Source organism: Parabacteroides leei (genome assembly GCF_023369805.1).
In the GTDB taxonomy this organism is placed as follows: domain Bacteria; phylum Bacteroidota; class Bacteroidia; order Bacteroidales; family Tannerellaceae; genus Parabacteroides; species Parabacteroides leei.
Genome location: NZ_JAMBQG010000025.1, coordinates 33,256 through 53,104, shown reverse-complemented (window position 1 = coordinate 53,104; position 19,849 = coordinate 33,256). Strand labels below are relative to the sequence as shown.

Annotated in this window: 22 protein-coding genes; 5 read left to right on the top strand and 17 right to left on the bottom strand. The window is 52.2% G+C overall.

Going from position 1 to position 19,849, the window contains the following annotated elements; translation table 11 throughout:
- Positions 1-36 precede the first annotated feature (36 nt).
- The 9 genes from traM to M1P97_RS23615 form a co-directional block, all read right to left on the bottom strand.
- The gene (gene traM, locus M1P97_RS23655) at positions 37-1,323 is read right to left on the bottom strand and encodes a conjugative transposon protein TraM (RefSeq protein ID WP_151853713.1); all 1,287 of its coding nucleotides are present in this window, start codon (positions 1,321-1,323) and stop codon (positions 37-39) included.
- The gene (locus tag M1P97_RS23650) at positions 1,320-1,574 is read right to left on the bottom strand and encodes a TraL conjugative transposon family protein (protein WP_237475902.1); all 255 of its coding nucleotides are present in this window, start codon (positions 1,572-1,574) and stop codon (positions 1,320-1,322) included. The genes traM and M1P97_RS23650 overlap by 4 nt, the downstream gene beginning before the upstream one ends.
- Positions 1,571-2,194, bottom strand: coding sequence for a conjugative transposon protein TraK (gene traK, locus M1P97_RS23645; RefSeq protein ID WP_118171472.1), 624 nt, complete (start codon positions 2,192-2,194; stop codon positions 1,571-1,573). Before traK ends, M1P97_RS23650 begins: the two co-directional genes overlap by 4 nt.
- Before the next feature lie 190 nt (positions 2,195-2,384).
- Positions 2,385-3,398, bottom strand: a complete 1,014-nt coding sequence (gene traJ / locus M1P97_RS23640) for a conjugative transposon protein TraJ (protein WP_151853712.1) — start codon at positions 3,396-3,398, stop codon at positions 2,385-2,387.
- Between the two features lie 3 nt (positions 3,399-3,401).
- Entirely contained in the window at positions 3,402-4,031 is a 630-nt protein-coding gene (locus tag M1P97_RS23635) for a DUF4141 domain-containing protein (RefSeq protein ID WP_118171065.1), read from the bottom strand.
- On the bottom strand, positions 4,028-4,384 hold the full coding sequence (locus M1P97_RS23630) for a DUF3876 domain-containing protein (protein WP_118171072.1): 357 nt from the start codon (positions 4,382-4,384) through the stop codon (positions 4,028-4,030). Before M1P97_RS23630 ends, M1P97_RS23635 begins: the two co-directional genes overlap by 4 nt.
- A 2-nt stretch (positions 4,385-4,386) precedes the next feature.
- Complete coding sequence (locus M1P97_RS23625) at positions 4,387-6,918, bottom strand: TraG family conjugative transposon ATPase (RefSeq protein WP_118171063.1); 2,532 nt, start codon at positions 6,916-6,918, stop codon at positions 4,387-4,389.
- Positions 6,915-7,241, bottom strand: a complete 327-nt coding sequence (locus M1P97_RS23620; protein WP_118171062.1) for a DUF4133 domain-containing protein — start codon at positions 7,239-7,241, stop codon at positions 6,915-6,917. Before M1P97_RS23620 ends, M1P97_RS23625 begins: the two co-directional genes overlap by 4 nt.
- 4 nt (positions 7,242-7,245) lie before the next feature.
- Positions 7,246-7,626 (bottom strand): DUF4134 domain-containing protein, encoded by a 381-nt coding sequence (locus M1P97_RS23615; RefSeq protein ID WP_171029021.1) that lies wholly within the window; start codon positions 7,624-7,626, stop codon positions 7,246-7,248.
- A 243-nt stretch (positions 7,627-7,869) separates the two neighbouring features.
- Here M1P97_RS23615 and M1P97_RS23610 point away from each other — a divergent pair, with 243 nt between their 5' ends.
- From M1P97_RS23610 to M1P97_RS23600, 3 genes are read left to right on the top strand one after another with little or no spacing between them, the layout of a single operon-like run.
- On the top strand, positions 7,870-8,928 hold the full coding sequence (locus M1P97_RS23610; RefSeq protein ID WP_118171060.1) for a DUF262 domain-containing protein: 1,059 nt from the start codon (positions 7,870-7,872) through the stop codon (positions 8,926-8,928).
- 6 nt (positions 8,929-8,934) lie between these two features.
- Positions 8,935-10,059 carry a DUF3696 domain-containing protein gene (locus M1P97_RS23605; protein ID WP_118171058.1) on the top strand — a complete coding sequence of 375 codons (1,125 nt, stop codon included), beginning with the start codon at positions 8,935-8,937 and terminating at the stop codon, positions 10,057-10,059.
- A gap of 4 nt (positions 10,060-10,063) precedes the next feature.
- Positions 10,064-10,975, top strand: coding sequence for a hypothetical protein (locus M1P97_RS23600; protein ID WP_118171057.1), 912 nt, complete (start codon positions 10,064-10,066; stop codon positions 10,973-10,975).
- Between the two features lie 95 nt (positions 10,976-11,070).
- Here M1P97_RS23600 and M1P97_RS23595 read toward each other — a convergent pair whose 3' ends face one another.
- The 8 genes from M1P97_RS23595 to M1P97_RS23565 form a co-directional block, all read right to left on the bottom strand.
- Positions 11,071-13,248 (bottom strand): peptidase domain-containing ABC transporter, encoded by a 2,178-nt coding sequence (locus tag M1P97_RS23595; RefSeq protein WP_118171055.1) that lies wholly within the window; start codon positions 13,246-13,248, stop codon positions 11,071-11,073.
- Positions 13,245-14,879 carry a radical SAM protein gene (locus M1P97_RS23590; RefSeq protein ID WP_151853710.1) on the bottom strand — a complete coding sequence of 545 codons (1,635 nt, stop codon included), beginning with the start codon at positions 14,877-14,879 and terminating at the stop codon, positions 13,245-13,247. The genes M1P97_RS23595 and M1P97_RS23590 overlap by 4 nt, the downstream gene beginning before the upstream one ends.
- Positions 14,880-14,918: 39 nt before the next feature.
- Positions 14,919-15,113 carry a hypothetical protein gene (locus tag M1P97_RS23585; RefSeq protein ID WP_005682935.1) on the bottom strand — a complete coding sequence of 65 codons (195 nt, stop codon included), beginning with the start codon at positions 15,111-15,113 and terminating at the stop codon, positions 14,919-14,921.
- A gap of 312 nt (positions 15,114-15,425) precedes the next feature.
- On the bottom strand, positions 15,426-15,554 hold the full coding sequence (locus M1P97_RS26320; protein ID WP_262914231.1) for a hypothetical protein: 129 nt from the start codon (positions 15,552-15,554) through the stop codon (positions 15,426-15,428).
- Positions 15,536-16,201: a DUF4122 family protein gene (locus M1P97_RS23580; protein ID WP_118171052.1), complete on the bottom strand. Its 666-nt coding sequence runs from the start codon at positions 16,199-16,201 to the stop codon at positions 15,536-15,538. Before M1P97_RS23580 ends, M1P97_RS26320 begins: the two co-directional genes overlap by 19 nt.
- Positions 16,189-16,641 carry a DUF3408 domain-containing protein gene (locus M1P97_RS23575; RefSeq protein ID WP_118171051.1) on the bottom strand — a complete coding sequence of 151 codons (453 nt, stop codon included), beginning with the start codon at positions 16,639-16,641 and terminating at the stop codon, positions 16,189-16,191. Before M1P97_RS23575 ends, M1P97_RS23580 begins: the two co-directional genes overlap by 13 nt.
- Positions 16,642-16,649: 8 nt before the next feature.
- A complete protein-coding gene (locus M1P97_RS23570; protein WP_118171049.1) occupies positions 16,650-17,411 on the bottom strand; it encodes a ParA family protein in 762 nt (253 codons plus the stop codon).
- A 63-nt stretch (positions 17,412-17,474) separates the two neighbouring features.
- Positions 17,475-17,795 (bottom strand): hypothetical protein, encoded by a 321-nt coding sequence (locus M1P97_RS23565; RefSeq protein WP_237475903.1) that lies wholly within the window; start codon positions 17,793-17,795, stop codon positions 17,475-17,477.
- Between the two features lie 380 nt (positions 17,796-18,175).
- On the opposite strand from M1P97_RS23565, the gene mobA reads away from it, so the two are divergent.
- Both mobA and mobB read left to right on the top strand, forming a co-directional pair.
- The gene (gene mobA / locus M1P97_RS23560; RefSeq protein ID WP_151853709.1) at positions 18,176-18,598 is read left to right on the top strand and encodes a conjugal transfer protein MobA; all 423 of its coding nucleotides are present in this window, start codon (positions 18,176-18,178) and stop codon (positions 18,596-18,598) included.
- Positions 18,583-19,839, top strand: coding sequence for a conjugal transfer protein MobB (mobB, locus tag M1P97_RS23555; RefSeq protein WP_151853708.1), 1,257 nt, complete (start codon positions 18,583-18,585; stop codon positions 19,837-19,839). The genes mobA and mobB overlap by 16 nt, the downstream gene beginning before the upstream one ends.
- The last annotated feature ends 10 nt before the right edge of the window (positions 19,840-19,849 follow it).

Genomic DNA, 19,849 nt, shown 5'->3' with positions numbered 1-19,849 from the left:
TAATTGTGTTTTCTCTTTTTCCACCCGGACCGGTTCTTACCGCTCCGGGGTATGGAGCAGCAGCCTGTGCCCGGCCTTCAGCGTGATTTTCACCGCCCGCATCCTCTTGGTGACGTACTGTGACACGCCCTGTATCACGCCTTTCCCCACGTCCGAGGCTATCTGCGCGCCGGCGTCCGTCGAGATGCTGATGCTGCTCCCCATCGAGGTCCCCATGTTGGCGGCTATCTCACGCACGGCATCGTATTCCAGCGAGTTCGGGACAAGTATTCCCTGCCCGCCGTCGGCGTCATACACTTCCAGTTCCACCGGAATGACCGCCCCTTTGTATTCCACCGTCTCGACGAGCACGTCCAGCCGTTCCCCCCGGATACGCGTGCTTCCGGTCAGCAGGGTGCCTTTGGGTATGAGGCGGTCGTCCACCGCCATCGGTTCCAGCAGCCGGAGGCGCAAGGCCTGCCCGTCCGATACGGTCTGCGTCCCGTGCACGCAGGCGGCGATGGTATTCCTGTCTGGGGAGAGCGTCTTGCCGACAGGGGTATGGAATCCCGTATTCCGCTCTCCGGCAATCCCCTCTTCGTCATTCACCGGACGGGACAGGGAGGACACCACCTGCTGCCGCACCTGCTTCACCGGTCGGGCGGCGGTCCGTTCTTTCCGGTCGGCTGCTGGAGCGGCGGTCGTCTGCTTCCCGTTGTAGCGGGCCGCCAGCTCGTATGACTTCTCCATCAGTGCCATCTTCTCTTCCAGTGACTGCCCGCCGCCGTCAGGGTGCTCCCCGGACTGCCTCTTTTCCAGGCTCTCGATGCGCCGCAGCAGCTCCTTGTCCTGCGGATGGTCGCGCGGCTCATGGATGGTATGGAGCGAACGGTTCATGTTGCGGTAGGCCTCCGTGGACGAACGCACCGGACTGCGGGGTGTCATGGCTTCCGGTTCCGGGGGAAGCTCCACGTTCGCCCCGCCCTGCGCGACGCGCAGGGTGTCGTTCCTTTTCCGGTTGAACAGTTCCGACATTTCCTGAAAGGTGTCCTTGCGCTTTCTCTCCTTTTTTGCCAGGGCATCCCGTTCGTAGGCGCTGACTTTGTTGCCCTCCATGCGGGCCTCCTCGGGCGAGGGAATTTCCGTATTGAAGCCCAGGCCTTTTCCGGCTTCCTCCCTTTCCTTCTGTGTCGGGGCGTATATCAGCAGAATGGCCCCCGCGAACATCAGGAAAAAAAGCGGGTAGATGACAAACTTCGCACGCCGGCGTTTCTCTTCGGGTGTCAGCGGCCCGTCATCCGACAGCCCCAGCAGTTTCTTTATCTTCTGTATATCCGTTTTCATCGTAGCAGTTGTTTGGATGGATTTGTATTGTCTTCCGGCCACAAGTCGAGCCGCCGGATATGTTCTATTCTCATCGTCCCGCCGCTCTTTCCCGGACCGGAGAGCGCGGAGACAATCGTGTACAGGCAGGCGGCCAGGAACAGAAGGGAGGCGGTGATTGCCACCAGGCTCCGTTGCCTTCTTGTCAGGCGGCGGCAGAACAGCCGTATCCGGCCGTCTGCCCGTCTCAGGCAGGCATATCCTCTTTTCATCGTTCCGCGCTCCTTATGTCCTTGTTCTCCAGGATGATGAACTGCTCGATGATGAACCCGTTCGGATTGTCGTCCGAGCGCCCCGTGTTCTGGAGCGAGCAGGAGGTGACAAGGCTGCGCTCGGTCACGTTGCTCTCCCTGATAATCATCTGGCGGGCATACGTCGTTGCCTTGTAAGGATAAACGGCGAAATCACACACCACGCTGTCCACATGCACCACCTGGTTGATGTTGCCCGAAATCAGCCGGTTGTAATAACCCTTCTCGGCAAAGTCCACATAATAGTGGTAGGCGCTCTTGTCCGCCAGTTGCAGGGCGCGGTTGATGTTGTGCCCGATGGCGTCCTTCTGGGGCGAGAGCGAGAAGAACAGCTCGTGAAAGCGCCTTACGTGCTCCCTCGCCTCGGCGGGACGGTTCTGTGAAAGGTCCTGCGAGAGGGCCATCATGAGCGACTTGCCGCCGTCCAGCACGTAGATTTTCTCACGCTGCCTCTCGGCGAAGCGGTACGAGCTCCACAGCGCATAGCCGGTGACGAGCGCACAGCAGCCGGTGAAGACCGCCAGCATCAGCCGGATGCGGCGGAAGCTGCTTTCAATGTTGGTCAATGACTTGAATTCCATGTATGAATCGTTTCTTTGGATTGATTGATTTTTTCTTTCTTCCGGCGGGATACGTATGGTGCTCCTGGCGACATACGTTAGTGACGGCTCGTTACATACGTTAGTCGTGCATGGTTACTAATGTTAGTCGTATCGGGCTGCATACGTTAGTAGCCGTATGCGGCGTACGCATCCCGTAAACCGGTCTCTGTTATTTTCCTCTCAGTCGTCCTCCGATATTCCCCAGTACGGAACCGCCCACCCCGGCAGCAAAACTGCCCGCTTTCGTGGCGGTCCGGTTCAGGTTGCGGCTGAAATTCCCGGCACCGCCCGCCTGTACGATCCAGCCCGCCACCGTCGGAACGGTGAAGTACCCGATAATCCCTATTAGCATAAAAATTATGTACACGCTGTTGGAGTTGTCTATCGAGTAGTCGGGATTGCCCTGCAACTCCTGGATGTCGTTCCGGAGCATCAGCACCTGGAGCTTGGCGAGCAGGGTGCTGAACAGGTCGCTCACCGGAAGCCACAGATAGACGGAGATATAGCGCGTGAACCACTGCCCGAGCGTGGACTGGAAGCCGTCCCACACGCTGAAGGCGAACGCCACAGGGCCCAGTATGGAGAGCACGACCAGGAAAAAGGTCCTCACAGTATCTATCAGCAGCGATGCCGCCGCGAATATCAGCTCCAGCAGGCTGCGGAACGCATCACGGATTTTTTTCTCCAGATTGTACATCCCTACCTCAACGTACATGCCCAGCCGCGAGGCGGCGTCCGTGGGTGACCAGCCCAGCTCGTCCAGCTGCCGGTCAAACTCCTCGTCACTCACCAGATGGGCGGTCTCGGGATTGCGCAGCATGGCTTCCCGTTCCAGCTCCTCCTTCTGGGCACGGTACTGTTCCATGTCCATCGTCTGCCCCTCAAGCATCTTGTGCGTGCCCTGCACGATGGGGCTGAGCACACTGTTCAGCGTGCCGAGCACCAGTGTGGGAAAGAGCAGGATGCAGATGCCGATGGCGAAGGGACGGAGCAGCGGATACACGTCCACCGGCTCGGCGCGCGCCATCGACTGCCACACGCGGACGGCGACATAGAAGAGCGCCCCCAGCCCGGCAAGCCCCTTGCCCACGTCCATCATGTCCTTGCAGAGGGGCATCATTTCTCCATACAGGGTTTCCAGTATGGTATGCAGGTTGGCGAAATCTATCGACAAAAGTACCATAGGCTACCAGTATTTGGAGGTTTCATCCCCGTAGAGCCGCATCACGCGCTCCAGGTCGTTCTTCTTCCTGGCCCTGAGATAGCTCACGGCGATGTTCTTGTTCGTATAGTAGCTCACCAGGTTGCGGTAGCGGCGCATCTCGTAGTAGCAGCGGTCCACCACGTCCATACGGTCCTTGTCGGTCATGGAGAGCGTGCTCACGTTGATGACCTGCCTGAGGTCCTGCAACACGCCGTTGCTCTCCTCCAGCAGCCGGGCGTAACCGAAGGCGATGGCGTCCAGCTCGCGGGGCGAGAAGTTCCCGTCGTTCATCATCTTCCCGAAGTTGGTCACGTAGATGTCCGACACGTCGCCCACCATCAGGATGATGTCGCGCACCTTGCGGGCGTCCTGTATCAGGTTGTTCACCGCTTTGAGCTGGTCGTAATACCTCTTCGCCTGCTCGTAGATTTTCACCGTCTCGGCGAAGCTCTCGGCCGTATTCACGGCGGTCTTGGAGGTGTGGGCGATGTTGTCCGACATGTTGATGATGCTCTGGGCAAGGTTGCCGGGGTCGGTCACCACCCATTGGGCGTCCACAGCGGTACCGCACAAGGCGAGCACGGTTCCTATCAGGAGTGACTTCGCTCTCATGGGCGTTCCTCCTTGCGTACATAGTCCCCGTTGGGGGAGAAAGTCAGTACGTCTGTCGCCTCGTTGTAGGACACATCGATGCGGTAGCCCGTGTTGATAAACAGGTTGCCGTTCTCTTCCACCAGCAGGTAGGTCTTCGGTTTCAGCACACGCATCCTGCCGCTACGGGCAAATACCGTCACCTTGTAGGCTTCTCCTTCCTTATATACCAGCACGTCCGGCTTGCCTTCCACGCTGGTCCACGAGCCGCAGAGCTTGTCACGGTCAATACCGCTCTCCGAGCAGCTCTGCAATATCAGGGCGGCCATGCTTATCAGGCACACCGCCAGTTTCACAAAGGGTCTGTTTCTCATAATCATTCTTGTTTGAAGGTTGATGTTTGTCTCTGTTCTTCCCGTCTCTTCTCCGCCATCCGCCTGACGGCAGCCTCCAGGTCTCCTCCGGATTCTTCTGCCAGCCGTTGCACTTCCAGCTTCTCGGACTCTTCCGTCGAGAACGTGAAATACTCTTCCTCGCTCACTTCCGTGGCATATACCGCCGAATGGGTGCCGCCCAGCCCGATCCACACCTCCCGGTAGGAACGTCCGGGATGGTTCGCCTGGTTGATGGAGAGAATCTGCCCCTTCTCCTTGTCGGTCAGGCCGAGCAGCCGTTGGATGTGCTCGAACTTGTTCATGTATTTCCGCTGGTCCAGCAGTATCTTGCAGTCGGAGTTGTTGATGATGGCCTCCTTCACGATCGGGGACGAGATGATGTCGTCCACCTCCTGCGTCACCACCACCGCCTCGCCGAAATATTTCCGGACGGTCTTGAAAAGGTACTTGATATACTCGCTCATGTTGGCGGACATCAGCGCTTTCCAGCATTCTTCTATCAGTATCATCTTACGGACACCTTTCAGCCTGCGCATCTTGGCGATGAAGGTTTCCATGATGATCAGCGTCACCACCGGAAGCAGCACCTTGTTACTGCCGATGTTGTCCAGCTCGAACACGATGAACCGCTTGTTTGTCAGGTCCAGCTCCTTGTCGGAGTTCAGCAGGAAGTCGTAGTCGCCTCCCCGGTAGAAAGGTTCCAGCACGTTCAGGAAGCCGTCAATGTCGAAATCCTTCTCACGCACCCTCTTCCCCTCAATCATCCGGCGGTAGTCAACCGACACGAACTCGTAGAACCCGTTGAAGTCCGGCCTGACGCTCCGGTCCCCCGATATTTTCCGGATATAGGCGTTCACCGCGCCCGACAGCGCCACCTCCTCCGCACGTGTGGGAGCCTCGTCCTCCCGTTTCCACAAGGTCAGTATCAGGGTCTTGATGCTCTCGCGCTTCTCCACGTCGAACTGCCCGGAGTCGGTGTAGAACGGGTTGAAGGATATCGGGTTGTCCTCCTCGTACGTGATGTATATCCCGTCCTCTCCCCGGGTGCGGTCATGGATCATGCGGCACAGCCCCTGGTAGCTGTTTCCTGTGTCCACCAGCAGGATATGCGTGCCCTGCTCGTAATAGTTGCGCACCAGGTGGTTGGTAAAAAAGGACTTGCCGCTGCCGCTTGGCCCCAGGATAAATTTGTTGCGGTTGGTGATGATGCCGCGCTTCATCGGAAGGTCGGAAATGTCCACATGCACCGGGATGCCGTTCTGCCGGTCCGCCATGCGGATACCGAACGGGCTGGGCGAGTTCCGGTAATTGGTCTCCCCGGCAAAGAGGCAGACCGCCTGCTCCAGAAAGGTGTAGAACGACTCTTCGGCGGGAAAGTCGCCCGCATTGCCGGGGATGCCCGCCCAGTAGAGCACCGGGGTATCGACGGTGTTGTACCTCGGCGTGCATTCCATCATGGCGAGCTGGCTGCCCGTATCGTTCCTGATACGGCGGAACTCGTCCGCATCCTCGGCCCAGGCGATGACGTTGCAGTGGCACCTGACGGGCAGCAGCCCTTTGGCGTGCGCCTCATCCAGGTACATTTCCGTCCACTCCTGGTTCACCGCGTTGCTCCGGCTGTATTTCGACAGCGAGAGCATGTTGCGCGAGTTCTTCTCCATCATTTGCAGGATCTCCTGCGCGCTGTCGATGAACACATATTGCGAATAGATATGGTTGCACGACAGCAGCAGCCCCACGGGGGCGGCAAAGGACAGCCGGCAGTCGCTCCGGTCCGTGGACATACGCTCGTAGCGCATGTCGGTGGAGAGCTTGCCCGGCAGGTCCTCCGTGTCCGAAAGTGTGTGCAGGCAGAGCCGCTTGTCACCGATACGCATCCGTCCGGGTTTGAGGCAGATGTCCTGGAGCACGGCGGTCCCATCCTCCAGCGAGAGGGAGAAATACTTCTCCACCAGTCCGGGATGTTCTTTCGTCCCGGTCACCTCGTCCGTATCCAGGCGGCGCAGCCTTACGTGCCCGGAGTCGTTCATGATGCGTTCGAACTGTTCCACCGCTTCAAGGAAACGCTCCGCCGTCTCCTTGTCGGTTATCTCCCTGGGCAGCAGGAAGCCGCGGCAGAGGGTGCTGAAGTCACTCTGCCGGCGGTTGCGCTCACGGGTGGTCTTCGTCAGGTACAGGTAGCATCTGTGGTTCAGGAAGGGCCTTTCGTTGAAGTGCCGCTCATAGCTGCGCGCAAGGAAGCTCTGTTCCTCCCCGCCGGTTTTCGGGCGGTAGGTCTCCTTGACGAACCAGTCCTGTTTGCACACGATGCTGTGTTCGGGCAGTACCTTTATGGCTTTTATCCAGGAGGCGTGCATGGCCTCGTACTCGTCCGTCGTCACCGTGTACAGTTCGGGCAACTCCACCTCGAAAGCCACGGTCAGGTCGGCATCCTTGCTCACGATGCAGCCGTTCTCCACCGACAGCAGGGGGAACTTGCGTTCCAGCGTTTCCGCTTTCAATACATTTCTCATGGTTGTTTCCTCTTTCTTTTCGTGAATAATCTGAAAACTCTTTTGCGGTGAATCAGGTAGCGCGGGTGCCGTTTTCCGGCCAGCAGCTTCATCAGCCCGTGTTCACCGTAACGGGCGTTCAGCCGGAACGTCACCCATACCAGCAGGCTGCCGGATATGACTCCCGAGAGAATGCATACCCACTGGCCCGCACCTGCCAGATAGAGGATGACCACCGCAAGGAGCACTGCCGTCAGCCCGCCCGCGAAGACGAACAGGTATTGCGACTTGAGCCCCTTGAACTCGACGGAATTGCCCGCGCCTTTGTTTACCGGATACTCCATGCCTTTAGAGGAAGAAGGAACGCAGGATGGTGGCGGCCACGATCAGGAAGATACACGCGAAGAACCAGCTGGCGGCGGTCTTCGAGGTGTCGGGGTCTCCGCTGGAGAACTTGCCGTAGGTCTTGATACCTCCCACCAGTCCCAGCACGGCACCGATGGCGTAACACAACTTGGTGGCGGGGTCGAAATACGAGGTCATGAGGCTGGTCGCCTCGTTGATACCGGCAAGGCCCTGGCCCTGCGCGAAAGCGTGGGCGGCAATCACCGCGCACACCATGGAAAAAAGGATTCTTCTCTTCATTGTCGAATCGTTTGGGTAAGACATAAATTTGAATTCGACGGCGAAGATAAACGGAGTTAACAGACTATGGTTCAGAGGTTTCATCAGATGGCGCTATATGTCATCAGATGTCATAGCAATAACATATTTGCCTAATTCATACTACATTTTGTATGATACAAGATTTATCTGCGTGATTGCTCACTTTTCTTTGAAAATTAAGAAGACTAATGTTCTTACCTTTGCAAATAAAATCAGAATATTACCAAGACAAGGTGGCAATCATGATTTTTTGTTGTATTTTTGCCCGGACAGGTATATATAGGCTAATTGATAATTAGGATTATAATGAAAATGGAGTATGTTTTCCCGCAATTGTTCAGCCCTGATGACGTAGATATCAGGTTGCAATACATATCCGTCAGTCAACTGGAAAAAATGATTGAAACGGGTAAACTATGTATACCTGAAACGGAGGAACTGCAAAGAATGTCAAATGCCTGGAATGACAAAGAAAGAAGTTCGTTTATAGAATCCGTTATGGCAAATTTACCCATCCAGTTAATATACCTGGATGGAAGCAAAACCCCATGGACAGTAATCGATGGGGTACAGCGGATCAGTTCACTCCATAAGTTCCTCCAAAATGAATTCGTGTTAGAGGGATTGGAATATTTCAGCAAAGAATGCGAGGGAATGTCTTTTTCCTCCATCCCCTTTTACTTACGAAGCCGGATTGAATCAACAAACATAGTAGCTTATGTTATCAACCCCGGCACTCCAGATGCTGTAAAGTTCAATATTTTCAAGAGAATAAACAAGATAGGGAAACAACGCAACAGGGAGGAGCTAAGAAATGCTTTCTTTCAAGGTTCCGTGTCAAAGTGCATTGCCGAATTGGCGGAATCTCACGAATTTCTGCAAGCCACCCATAAAATGATGAGCAAAAAAGGGATGCCCGACCGGGAACTTGTATGCAGATATTTCGCCTTCAGGCTTCTTCGGCCATTCTTTGATACCACAGAAACCATGGACGATTTCCTGGATAAAGGGATGGATGCTCTTTCCGCATTGCCTGAAAATGATTTTGAGAGGGAGACAGCCCGGTTTAAAACTGTAATGCAACGCTGCTACGACGTACTGGGAGACATTACATTCATCAATATCAAAGCCACACGGAAGCGGATAAACAAGAATTTATTTGACGCCTTTTCTTATACAATATCCCGGTTGGATGATAATGAATATCAGAGTTTGCTTCGGCAGTCGGATCGGTTTGAAGAGGAATACAAACGGCTATTTGAGGAAAAAGGATTTTTATGCGGAAAGGAACTGCGGAAGACTTCAACAGAAGCCGTCCGCAAACGATTTGATACAATGGATAGATTTATCAGGAAATTTACTTAGTTTAGTATGATAAAGGAAATAAGACTTAAGAACTTTAAGGTTTTTGAAGAGGAATCTTTCAACATAAAACCTCTGACTTTGATAACAGGTGTCAATGGCATGGGGAAATCCACCCTTATACAGTCATTGCTGTTCCTCAAACAGAACTATGAATTGGGGTATTTATCCAACCCGAAGAAAAAATTACGTTTGAAGCATGACTTTGTCAACCTGGAATCTGCCGGAGATATATGTTACACATTCGCCGAAGAAAAAAGTGTATGCATATCCATCAAAGAAGACAACGGGAACGAATATCAATGGGTACTGGACACCAGTGAAGCCGGAAGCGAGGAAGTCGGCTATACATATACCGGCAGCGATATTCACGGGCTTTCTTTATTTGATGACAGATTCATATTTCTGGAAGCGGAGCGGTGGGGACCCAAAGCCCAATATAACAAATCGGAGGCCAGGGCATACAATACCTCATTAGGCATACAGGGGGAACTTACACCGGCTTACCTGAACAACGCCCTGTCGGTTAATGAGGAGATCGGCATAAAAGGAATGAGACATCCCAACCTGAAAGAAGAGCGGATACAACTGACGGAAAATGTGAATGCATGGATGGCCCAAATCATGCAGGTTCCTTCGTTGAAAGCAAATACGACTGAAATAGACAAAGATAAAATCAGGCTTGAATATGGCATGGCGGGAACCAAAGGCAAGAAGTACTCGGCTTTACAAGTCGGTTTTGGCTTCACCTATTGCTTGCCTGTCATTGTAGCCCTGCTCAGGGCAAAGGCGGGCGACCTGCTTGTTTTTGAGAATCCGGAAGCACACCTGCATCCGGCTGCACAAGTGGAACTGGGCAAACTGATGGCACTGGCTGCCGGCAAGGGGGTACAGATCATAATAGAATCACACAGTGACCATATATTGAACAGTTTAAGGCTGGCAAGGAAAGAAAAAGTCATTTCACAGGAGGATTTGAATGTTATCTTTGTCCAAAGAGACTTTGGAGCAGGCGATGATATGGAGGTTACCTATATTGATGAAATTCAAATCACGGATGAAGGGAAATTGAACAAGCGTCCTAAAAATTTCTTTGACAGTTGGGATGATGTACTGACCAGGCTAATTGACTGAAAACATGGAAGCATATCTTAATGAATTGAGTGTAAAAGCATTCTCAAACAACAAGGACGCCCAAGACGCTTTCTCGTTATTGGGCAGATGCTTGTCTAAAATGTCGGAATTAGGCGTTTCAAACGTGCGTATGACAAATGAAGCAATGGGAAAAGGAATGCTTCCCGGACAGACATGGAACAGGATCCTGAATAATGAAACTGTGATTGACAAGGATTTAAAATCCGTATTGATTGCCAAATTGTGCACTTTAGAGCCTGTTGACAGCCTTGAAGACAAGTACAACGTATTGGGTTTCTCTTATAATGGGATACCATGTAAAGGTTTGGGATGGGCCTCGGAAGCAATGGAAAATACGCTTGCTTTAGGATTCAGGCAAAAAGACGCTTGGGACAATGGAAGTTACGACGTGGATATAAGCCTGCTGGATGAGGATGGAAATGAACTGCCGCTCACATCCGGATGTAAGCATGTGGTTTCTCCGGATGGAGTCGAAACGCATAGGGATTTTCTCCTAAAGAAGATTAATATACCAACCAACGGGAAGGTATTGGCGAAACGATCTGCCAAATTGTTTCCGCATCTTAGATTTGCAGAACAGGCATCGAATCAGCTCGATAAAATCAAAGATCCGGCTGTTGTACAACAAATCTATTGGAGATTATCGGATTTGGAAAGAGTGGCGGCTAACTCCACCTCACCTGTCTCACCGGAAAAGTTCAAATATAAAACGACACCGGAATCAGAGACACGCAGCAGGTTGCCACAATTGAAAATCTTATTTTCGGATGGAGAGACCAGGCTCTGCTCCTGGCATTCACGCTTTACACCCGGTGCGGGACGAATACATTTCTGTCCAAATGAATCTGAACAGATCTTTTATATAGGATATATCGGCGAGAAAATCGCAGACTAAAACCGCCGGAAGCTTGTTCAGGTTGGAAAGTGACGGACTATAATCGGTATATTGTGTCTGTTGATCGTATTCCGCCCGTTGATAAAAATGCAATTTCACCCCATAGCAATCAACTGATTATTAATCAACTCATAATAATACCCATGGCGGGCGCACAATTCGTCATGGGTACCCTCTTCGACAATCCTGCCTTTATGCAGAACGACTATCTTGTCAGCATGACGGATGGTGCTTAACCGGTGGGCCACTATCAGGACTGTCCTTCCTTTGCAAAAATCCAGCAGATTCCCGGTAATGATTCTCTCATTGTTGGCATCCAGCGAGTTGGTAGCCTCATCAAGAAACACGAACGAAGGGTCCTTATAGAGCGCACGGGCGATAAAGATACGCTGCTCCTGTCCCCGGCTCAGCCCCACGCCTTCAGCCCCCACCATCGTCTGGTATTTCAAGGGCAGTTTCTCTATGAACTCTTCCAGGTTGGACTGGCGGGCGGCAATCCGGAGACGTGTACGGTCTATATGCTTGTCCTCCACCGCTATATTCCTTGCCAGAGATTCGGAAAACACATGGCTGTCTTGCAGCACTACGCCGCAGCTATGCCTCCACGATGTCATATCATAATCCTGCAAGGGAGTGTCTCCCAGAAAGATATTTCCGCTTGTAGGAGCAAAATAGCCCAGCAACAGTTTGACAAGGGTGGTCTTTCCGCTTCCGCTTGCGCCCACGATGGCGGTGGTACGTTGTGCCGGAATGGTCAGCGTCATGTCATCCAGCACCTTGGCTTTGCCATGCAGGTTATATTTAAAATCCAGGTGTTCAATCCGGATATCCTTTCGGGAAATCTCCGGCTGTTCCGGTATCTTTTTCCCCGTTCTTTCCTCCGCCTTCCCATGAATCGCGCTGATACGCTCGATGCTTAGCCGCACATTCTGGAAATTATAGATAAACTGCATCAGCTGTTCAATCGGGATGTTCAACTGCCCGATGATGAATTGCACGGCAAGCAGCATACCCAAAGTCATCTCCCCTTCAATGACAGAAACGGCGGCAATGACCGTCACAACCAGGTTCTTGGACTGGCTGATAAATATCCCGCCCGTCTGCTGGAACTGTTGCAGGCTCAAAGACCTCATCTGGATGTCAAGAAGCTCCTTTTGCAACGCCTCCCATTCCCCGGCGCGCCTTCCCTCGCCGCCTTGCAGCTTTATCTCCTGCATGAAAGTAAGGAGCTGGTATACCTTGTTGTTGCTGGCCGACTGTTTCTCGAAAATCATATAGTCGAACAACTTGCGCTTATGCAGGAAACACAGGGTCCACAGGCCGTAGCCGACACTTCCCGCCAGAAAGACAAGGAACAGGAAGCTGTTATATGAAAACAGGACTCCCATGAATATGCACAAGACCATTACCGAGAACAAGACGGAGAGAACCTGTCCGGTAAGAAAATCCTGCACCCTGCGGTGATCGACGATACGCTGCAAAAGATCCCCGGTGGTCCTTGTCTCGAAGAATGAAATCGGCAGGCGGAACAGTTTGGCGAAGAAGTCGGTTATCAATGATATATTGACATGCATCCCCACAAACAGCAGAAGACGGTTGCGGACAAACTCCATGGCGGCAGAACCAAGCACAAGCACCAGCTGGCCGCCGAGAATCAGATAGACAAGCGGGATATTTTTATGACCGATACCTTTGTCGACCATCATTTGCGCAAGCAGCGGAAGCACCAGCTGTACGAGACTGCCGACAAGCAGGGTCAAGGCGACCGATGCAAATGCTTTTTTATAAGAAGCTATGTACCTCCATAAAAAACGGAAAGGGGACGGGACTTTTGGTTCCATGCCCGAAGAGAAGTCATAAAAAGCCTGTGTGGGTTCAAGCAACAAGGCGATTCCCTGTTCCCCGTCTCCCGCCCAACGCTTCAGGAAATCTTCTTTCCGGTATATGACCGTCCCTTTGGCCGGATCGGCAACATGATACTTATCCTTATGAATCCTGTACAGGACGACAAAGTGATTATGCTCCCAATGAAGGATACAGGGACACCATCCGGCCTGCAATTCGGACAGACCGACCGATACGGCGAATGTCCGGAATCCCAGGTCCTCCGCCGTCTCGCGGATGGCCTGCAAGGAAACCCCGTCAATCATGCAGCCGCATTGCTCGGAAAGGAAGTCAAGGGCATATTCCTTTCCGTAATGCTTGCAGACCATCCGGAGACACGCCGCACCGCACTGCATGGAGTCATGCTGGTAGGACACCCTGAACCTCATGGGGCGACGTCGTGTTGTTCCTTGACATAGGCATGGAAAGCACCGAGCGTTATGTCATTCGCCTGGAAATACATACGTTCCATCTGTTCCAGAATTTCCGGATAATACTCCTTGATATACAGCAAGTCCTCTATCTGTTTCTCCTGTGCGTGCCGCAAGCTCCTGCAAATGGAACGGTCAGGTTCCTGAACCGCACCGTTCTTGATAAGCGCGGCGGTGCAGAGGGTACAGAAGCGGCCGGCCCAGCAGGAACGGCAGGACGGACTGTCTGTCTTCTCAAAAAAATCACGGTACATTTGCCGGATGGCGGTACGGTTGATGCCCGAGTTCACCTCACCGACAGGCATGGAGAAATCCGACCGTTCGCAGAGATGCAGGTTGCCGTATGTGTCAAGCAACAGATTGGTACGCCCGATATAGCATGAATTGAAATATCTGGCTTTGTGCGAGGGTGCGTCACCGACCTTGGTCAGAATGGCGTACACATACCGCAGCCACGCGCTGATCAGGGGGTCACGAAGAATATACTGGTACCGTTCCTCCGGAGAGAGGTCCTTTTCATAAAGTTCCTTGATCCGCTCCCGGATATTGAACTGCGCCAGTTGCTTGTCCGTCTTCTTGCTTTCACTGTAATCACTGAATTCCAGGTAGGAAAACTGGCGGACCCCGCCATAACAACCGTTCAGGCTACGTCCCTCAAAGTATCTGCCGACCTTGTCATGATCATATTCGGGAGCCAGCACGGCCTGTATGTGTACATGGTTCAGCAGGTACTCTTCCGAAACTTCACGGATCATGTCAAGGGCACGCTCCACAACCGTTCCCGTACCCTGCCCGTTTTTGAACACGCGGTACTTGTCATTCTCCTCCGGCGGACCGTCGAAGCTGATGGCGAGGGTGAAATGATACCGTATAAAGAATTCCACCATCTCCCGTGTCAGCAGGGTGGCATTGGTCGTTATGTGGAATACGACCTTCTCCGCAGGTATATGGTGTTCCTCCCAAGGAAGCGAGAGTACATATTTCACCAACGGTTCCAGCAGTGAAAAACGCAGAAGCGCCTCTCCACCGTAGAAACTGACGGCGGGAGGATTCCGTTTCAGGAACAGCGTCCTGTGTTCCGGTTCCACCTTGCGGAAAACACGTGTGTATTCATGGAAATAATCCGAAATGGCTTTCCGGGCATCCTCCTCTTTCAAGTGATGGGAGGCGTGCATTTTTCCTTGGCCGCGTTGCTCGTTGATTGTATAGGGGCAATACCTGCAACGCAGATTGCAGGTATTGGTCATTTCCAGTGTCAGTTTTTTAGGAATGGCTTCCTCCTCCCATTGTTGCCATAACTCTTCCTCACCGCGCATTCCGGAAGGCGTCCTCGCTTCCAGGGGTCCCGGAAGCAGGATGCCGTTTCCGTTAAGACGGGCGATGAAAGCGGCGGCATCGGAAGGGAAGGAGGCCGGGCAAGGCTCTCCTTCAGAAGTTCCATACGACGCCATGTATTCACAGACAAGGTTCTTCTCAGTCTCGGACAGCGACAGGAACATGTTCGCTCTGCCGTCATATAAATAACAGGACGCCCCGTCAACTGTGAACAATTTGACCAGGGGAAACTTATTTGCTTTTTGTTTTTCCATAGTGGCTATCTGTTTACAAAGCATCGTATAATGCAGGAATCAATCCCAGTCTCTTGACCACCAGTTGAAATCTACACCGAAAGCGGAGTCATCGGTATAGCAACCGCAGTAGCATACACACTCTTCAGACCCGGCGGCTTTCCCGCCTTTCGTCTTTTCCAACTGTTCCGAAGTGACCGTCTTGTCTTTCAGGTCTTCCGGACGGATACCTAGTTTGGCAATCTGTTTTCCCATAGCCTTTAAAATTGGAGTTAGTTCATACTTGCAACATTTCACTCCTTTAAAATATTGCAATGCCGATATGGCTTACCGGTTATTCAAATCCCACAGCCGCGATACATACATTCGTTTTTCCTGATAAATCACAGCTCTATAATTCATTTTTGCAATCTGTTTTCAAATATACAGATTCCATTCAAGAATACAATATTTTTCTTAAAAAAAGATAGGATAAACGTAATGAATTATTTTTCATTAACATCTTCGCCTCTATATAATTCCGGAAAGGAATCTGCCACTAACCACATAATCAAAATATCTGTACATTTAAAGTGCCAGGTATGACAAAGAAACCGGGAACAGGCAACCATGATAGCGGTACAAGGCAAGTTCTTCCAAAGCCTCTTCCTTTCGTATCGGACCGACTGCCGCCGGGTTCAGAGAAACTGTCTCCAAGCATGTTCCGGCTGTCCTTCGTTTTTCTTTCTTTTCACCGGCAATACATTTCCGTCATTACCGATATATTGGTCTATCAGCTCCTCAATCAGGTTTTTATTCTCCACCTGGGATGAAATCAGTTCAAACATGTCCGTTTCCCGGATGGCATGCAAGGTGACGGCAGCCCGGCGTTTTTTCTCCTCGTTCATTTGGGCGCCATCCAGATTAAGCAGCACATCGCCGGCATTGAGCAGGTCATCGGACGTGATTACCGGAGCGATACCTTCCGTGCCGGGAGTCTGTTCATCCAGTCTTTCCTGTTCCTCTTTCAACAGTCTCATCTCTTCCAGGGGAAGCCCGCACTCCACCTCATTCTCCGGCACCGCCTCTTCTTCTCCGAGATAATCGTTCCCGGTTTCCAACGGTTGGCTCATGTAGGGAGCCGCAAACATGCCCGCGTTTTCGTCCAGATAGACAAATCGGGTAGCTCCCATCACATCGCCAGGTCCTGTACCGCACGATGTTCCCTCTTCCTCCTTCTCTTTTTTCCCGGGGGTATAGAGCAGCCCGCAGATTTTACGGACCCGTTTTTTCTGATTCCATAACTTGTATAACAAGTAGCCGGCACAGCCGATCCTTACTGACAAATAAACTATTTCTTCCATTCCAAAGGGTTTTGATTTGCTTCCTGGTTATATATTTCATTGATAACATCCTGATATCTTTCCAGGTGGTCCGACAGGACACTGCCTAAAAACATGGGAACTGACATGTCCGGTGCAATGACAGGCAATAATTTGGCAACAGTCCTGTACAAAGCATCGTGAATATAGGTCTGCCTTCTTGAACCGGACAGTCTCTCTTTCAGAAACCGTCGCCGGTATTCATCCGGGCCGGATGCCTCATCCGTGGATTTTCTTACCTGCTGTTTGGGAGAACCGGCAGAGTTCTTCTCCTGCTTCTCTTGGGAAGGGGCAGGCCGGCTTTTTGTTTCCGGAGCCTCAGCGGGGGAAGCCATTTTGTCCAATGCTGTTACATCCCCGGCCATCATACGTTTCAGTGCCTCCTCATCCACCTGGTAATCCGTTCTTCTTTTGGTAGCCATGATTGTTCTTATTGAAGTTTCAGTATGGTTTCTATCTCTGTTGCCAGCAAGTCCAGATTGCTGCCCCTCAATGCGGAAGGGGTTGGAGGGAACAAGGTGCTGCGAAAGAAAAATCCCTTTATCCCGAAGTCTTTATTGTAGCGTTCCGCACTGGGAATGACGGTTTCCATCGCCGGCAATTTCAGCGAACGGAAAATTTCAGTGTAGCTGTTATACAGGTCTTTGGACACACGTTTGTCCATCCGGTTCCAGAACATATAGATGCCACGCAAGGGCACATCCTTATGACGGTGCATGTATTCCCGGATGGCAAGGACAAAAGCCATGCTGCTCCGCATAACCATTCTTTCCTGTGTGACGGGAGTGAATACATAGTCCATATTGATTACGGACCGGAAGACACCGGGCACATTCACAGTTCCGGGGAGGTCAAAAAGGACAAGGTCATAGTCCAGTCCCGATTTTTCAAGGAAACGGCCGGCAGTTTCCCGGGCTTCCTCCGGAGTGGAGTTCAGGATGCTGTAGGCTTTCCTTCCGCTTGTCCCGAACTGTTCCACCAGCTGGTTTTGCAGATGCACGTTCTTTTCAATGGCCCCCACTTCCCAGTCCCGCATGGTGCTGATACTATGCTGCGGATAATCGCAATCCACCACAAGCACGTTATATCCCTTCAGGTAATGGAAGTAACTGGCGAGCAATACGGTGAACGTGGATTTTCCCACACCGCCCTTCTGGTTGCTCAAAGCGACAAATAAAGGTTCTTTCTTCATAGGCTTGAATTTAGAGTGTATAATTTGGTTTCATATCTGTCCGGATATGTTTTTTCTGTTTCATTACATGACAATGCATCCGTCGGTACATGGCAATGACGCACTGCCTGCCTGCTTGCATGAATACATTGCGTACCCTATTGCACCAACGTCTTGCCGGTTACCAGAGGGTATTGCCATATAAGGTGCATTGCATTCATATAATACGGAGTCCAATGTAACCCGTACTGTATTGCATTCATGCAATGTATCCCGCCATGCAGGAATGCAATGCAACATATATGGCATTGCACCTACAGGGATGATATCGCATCCGTGCCATGTACCGCCTGTGGCAGGCAAGTAATACACCTTGCAGGACAATGTTCCAATGTATGCCCTCATGCACTGTGCCAAAAGTAGCGGCTATTTTTGAGACTTCCGCCAACATTTCCCCGACCTGACATCAGATGTCGTCAGATGTCATCAAATATCATATAAAATACTATTTACCAAACGGTTAGCTGTATCTAATTTTGCAAAATCAAAATCCGTCAATGGAGAGGAACACGCTTCGCCGGACCACAGCACGCCGTGAACGTTGCGCAGCAATCCGACGAAGGAGGATTCTCTGTTCAAGCGAACAGAGCAAGTTGTGTCCTTGTCCGACAAAAAGTCTTTTGTCCGACAAGGACCAACTTGCCCGCCCCTGGGGCGGGGGAATCCGCTCCAAAGTCGCGGATTCTGGAAAAGAAAAAAAGTACAAACCAACAATCTCATGCATTATGGAGAAAACAACAGGGACAAGGACAGGCAGGAAACCCAAGAATGACCCGGCGGACCGCAAGTACAGCTTCCGCCTGAACGCCGAGGAGAACACCAGATTTGAAAGGTTGCTGGCGGATTCCGGGGCCAGGGACCGCACGCTGTTCATCAAGAAATCCATCTTCTCGGGACAGATAAAGGTAGTGAGAATCGACAAGGCGACCATGGATTACTACATCAAGCTGACCGAATTCCACAAGCAGTTCCAGGCAATAGGCAACAACTACAACCAGATGGTGCGTGCCTTGAAGAACAACTTCGGGGAGAAACGGGCGATGTCACTGCTCTACAAGCTGGAGAAACTGAGCGTCGAGCTGATGCTTCTCTGCAAGAAAATCACGGCACTCACCCAGGAATACGAGCGGAAATGGTTGCAAAGATAAGTCATGGCGCCAGTCTGTACGGGGCACTGGCCTACAACCATAACAAGGTGGCGACCGGAGCGGCGGGGATTCTTTCGGGGAACCGCATGATTTCCGACCGGCTGGGATTGCCAAGCGAAGACATGCGCCTGGCATTGCTCTCTTTCGAGAACTACCTGCTGGCAAACCGCAACACGGAGAAGCCCGTCCTGCATATCTCGCTCTCCCCGGCACCGGAAGACAGGCTGACCGACGACCAACTGGCGGTACTGGCTGACCTATATATGCGGAAGATGGGTTATGGAGACCAGCCTTATATCGCCTACAAACATGGTGATACCCACAATGCCCATATCCATATTGTCAGTGTCTGTGTGGACGAACAAGGGAAAAAAATCAGTGACTCCTACGAGCACCGCCGTTCCATGACCGCCTGCCGGGAGCTGGAAGCGGACTTCGGCCTGCGCAACGGTGCGGACACGGAGGAACGGAATCCGAAAGCGGAACTGAAAAAAGTGGATGCTTCCCTGGGGGATGTCCGCCATCAGATTGGCAACACCCTCAAGGCGGTGCTGGAAAGCTACCGTTTCCAGACCTTCGGGGAGTATAGCGCCCTGCTTTCCACCTTCAATATCGAGGCGAAACAGGTCAGGGGAGAATACCACGGCGTGCCTTACACTGGCATTGTCTATGCGGCCACGGATGATGCCGGCAAGGTGGTCAGCCCTCCGTTCAAGAGCTCCCGCTTTGGAAAACGCTTTGGCAACGAACAGCTGGAAAAACGGATGCTTCTCAACCTGAAGGCGCTCAAGGAAGGGAAATGGGCTCCCTCCATACAAGCGAACATTGCCCGCGCCTTGCAACAGGCTGACTCACGGCAACGGTTTGTGGAACTGCTCGGACAGAAACGTATCGGCGTGGTGTTCCGTGAGAATGAGCAGGGACGAATCTACGGCGTCACCTTCATTGACCACGACCGCAGGGAGGTGTTCAACGGCTCACGCATGGGCAAGGAGTTTTCCGCAAACGTGTTCAACGACTATTTCAGGTGGCTGGACGGCATCCCCGAAAACGACCGGAACGGACATACGGCAACGGAACTCTGGCAGCATCACCGGCACAAGGCGGGTCCGGAAAGCGCGCTCGAACAGGCGGCAGGTATTCTCTCCCTGGAAACCAACCCGAGGGATTACGAGGAGGAGGCTTTCGCACGCCGTATGAAGAAAAAGAAGAAAGCCAAACGCAAGTCGCGCGGCATTTAAACGGAAGACA

Coding starts and splice junctions, on each gene's coding strand:
- traM (WP_151853713.1), bottom strand. CDS start 1,323: ATGAAAACGGATATACAGAAGATAAAGAAACTGCTGGGGCTGTCGGAT.
- M1P97_RS23650 (WP_237475902.1), bottom strand. CDS start 1,574: ATGAAAAGAGGATATGCCTGCCTGAGACGGGCAGACGGCCGGATACGG.
- traK (WP_118171472.1), bottom strand. CDS start 2,194: ATGGAATTCAAGTCATTGACCAACATTGAAAGCAGCTTCCGCCGCATC.
- traJ (WP_151853712.1), bottom strand. CDS start 3,398: ATGGTACTTTTGTCGATAGATTTCGCCAACCTGCATACCATACTGGAA.
- M1P97_RS23635 (WP_118171065.1), bottom strand. CDS start 4,031: ATGAGAGCGAAGTCACTCCTGATAGGAACCGTGCTCGCCTTGTGCGGT.
- M1P97_RS23630 (WP_118171072.1), bottom strand. CDS start 4,384: ATGAGAAACAGACCCTTTGTGAAACTGGCGGTGTGCCTGATAAGCATG.
- M1P97_RS23625 (WP_118171063.1), bottom strand. CDS start 6,918: ATGAGAAATGTATTGAAAGCGGAAACGCTGGAACGCAAGTTCCCCCTG.
- M1P97_RS23620 (WP_118171062.1), bottom strand. CDS start 7,241: ATGGAGTATCCGGTAAACAAAGGCGCGGGCAATTCCGTCGAGTTCAAG.
- M1P97_RS23615 (WP_171029021.1), bottom strand. CDS start 7,626: ATGAAACCTCTGAACCATAGTCTGTTAACTCCGTTTATCTTCGCCGTC.
- M1P97_RS23610 (WP_118171060.1), top strand. CDS start 7,870: ATGAAAATGGAGTATGTTTTCCCGCAATTGTTCAGCCCTGATGACGTA.
- M1P97_RS23605 (WP_118171058.1), top strand. CDS start 8,935: ATGATAAAGGAAATAAGACTTAAGAACTTTAAGGTTTTTGAAGAGGAA.
- M1P97_RS23600 (WP_118171057.1), top strand. CDS start 10,064: ATGGAAGCATATCTTAATGAATTGAGTGTAAAAGCATTCTCAAACAAC.
- M1P97_RS23595 (WP_118171055.1), bottom strand. CDS start 13,248: ATGAGGTTCAGGGTGTCCTACCAGCATGACTCCATGCAGTGCGGTGCG.
- M1P97_RS23590 (WP_151853710.1), bottom strand. CDS start 14,879: ATGGAAAAACAAAAAGCAAATAAGTTTCCCCTGGTCAAATTGTTCACA.
- M1P97_RS23585 (WP_005682935.1), bottom strand. CDS start 15,113: ATGGGAAAACAGATTGCCAAACTAGGTATCCGTCCGGAAGACCTGAAA.
- M1P97_RS23580 (WP_118171052.1), bottom strand. CDS start 16,201: ATGGAAGAAATAGTTTATTTGTCAGTAAGGATCGGCTGTGCCGGCTAC.
- M1P97_RS23575 (WP_118171051.1), bottom strand. CDS start 16,641: ATGGCTACCAAAAGAAGAACGGATTACCAGGTGGATGAGGAGGCACTG.
- M1P97_RS23570 (WP_118171049.1), bottom strand. CDS start 17,411: ATGAAGAAAGAACCTTTATTTGTCGCTTTGAGCAACCAGAAGGGCGGT.
- M1P97_RS23565 (WP_237475903.1), bottom strand. CDS start 17,795: ATGAGGGCATACATTGGAACATTGTCCTGCAAGGTGTATTACTTGCCT.
- mobA (WP_151853709.1), top strand. CDS start 18,176: ATGGAGAAAACAACAGGGACAAGGACAGGCAGGAAACCCAAGAATGAC.
- mobB (WP_151853708.1), top strand. CDS start 18,583: ATGGTTGCAAAGATAAGTCATGGCGCCAGTCTGTACGGGGCACTGGCC.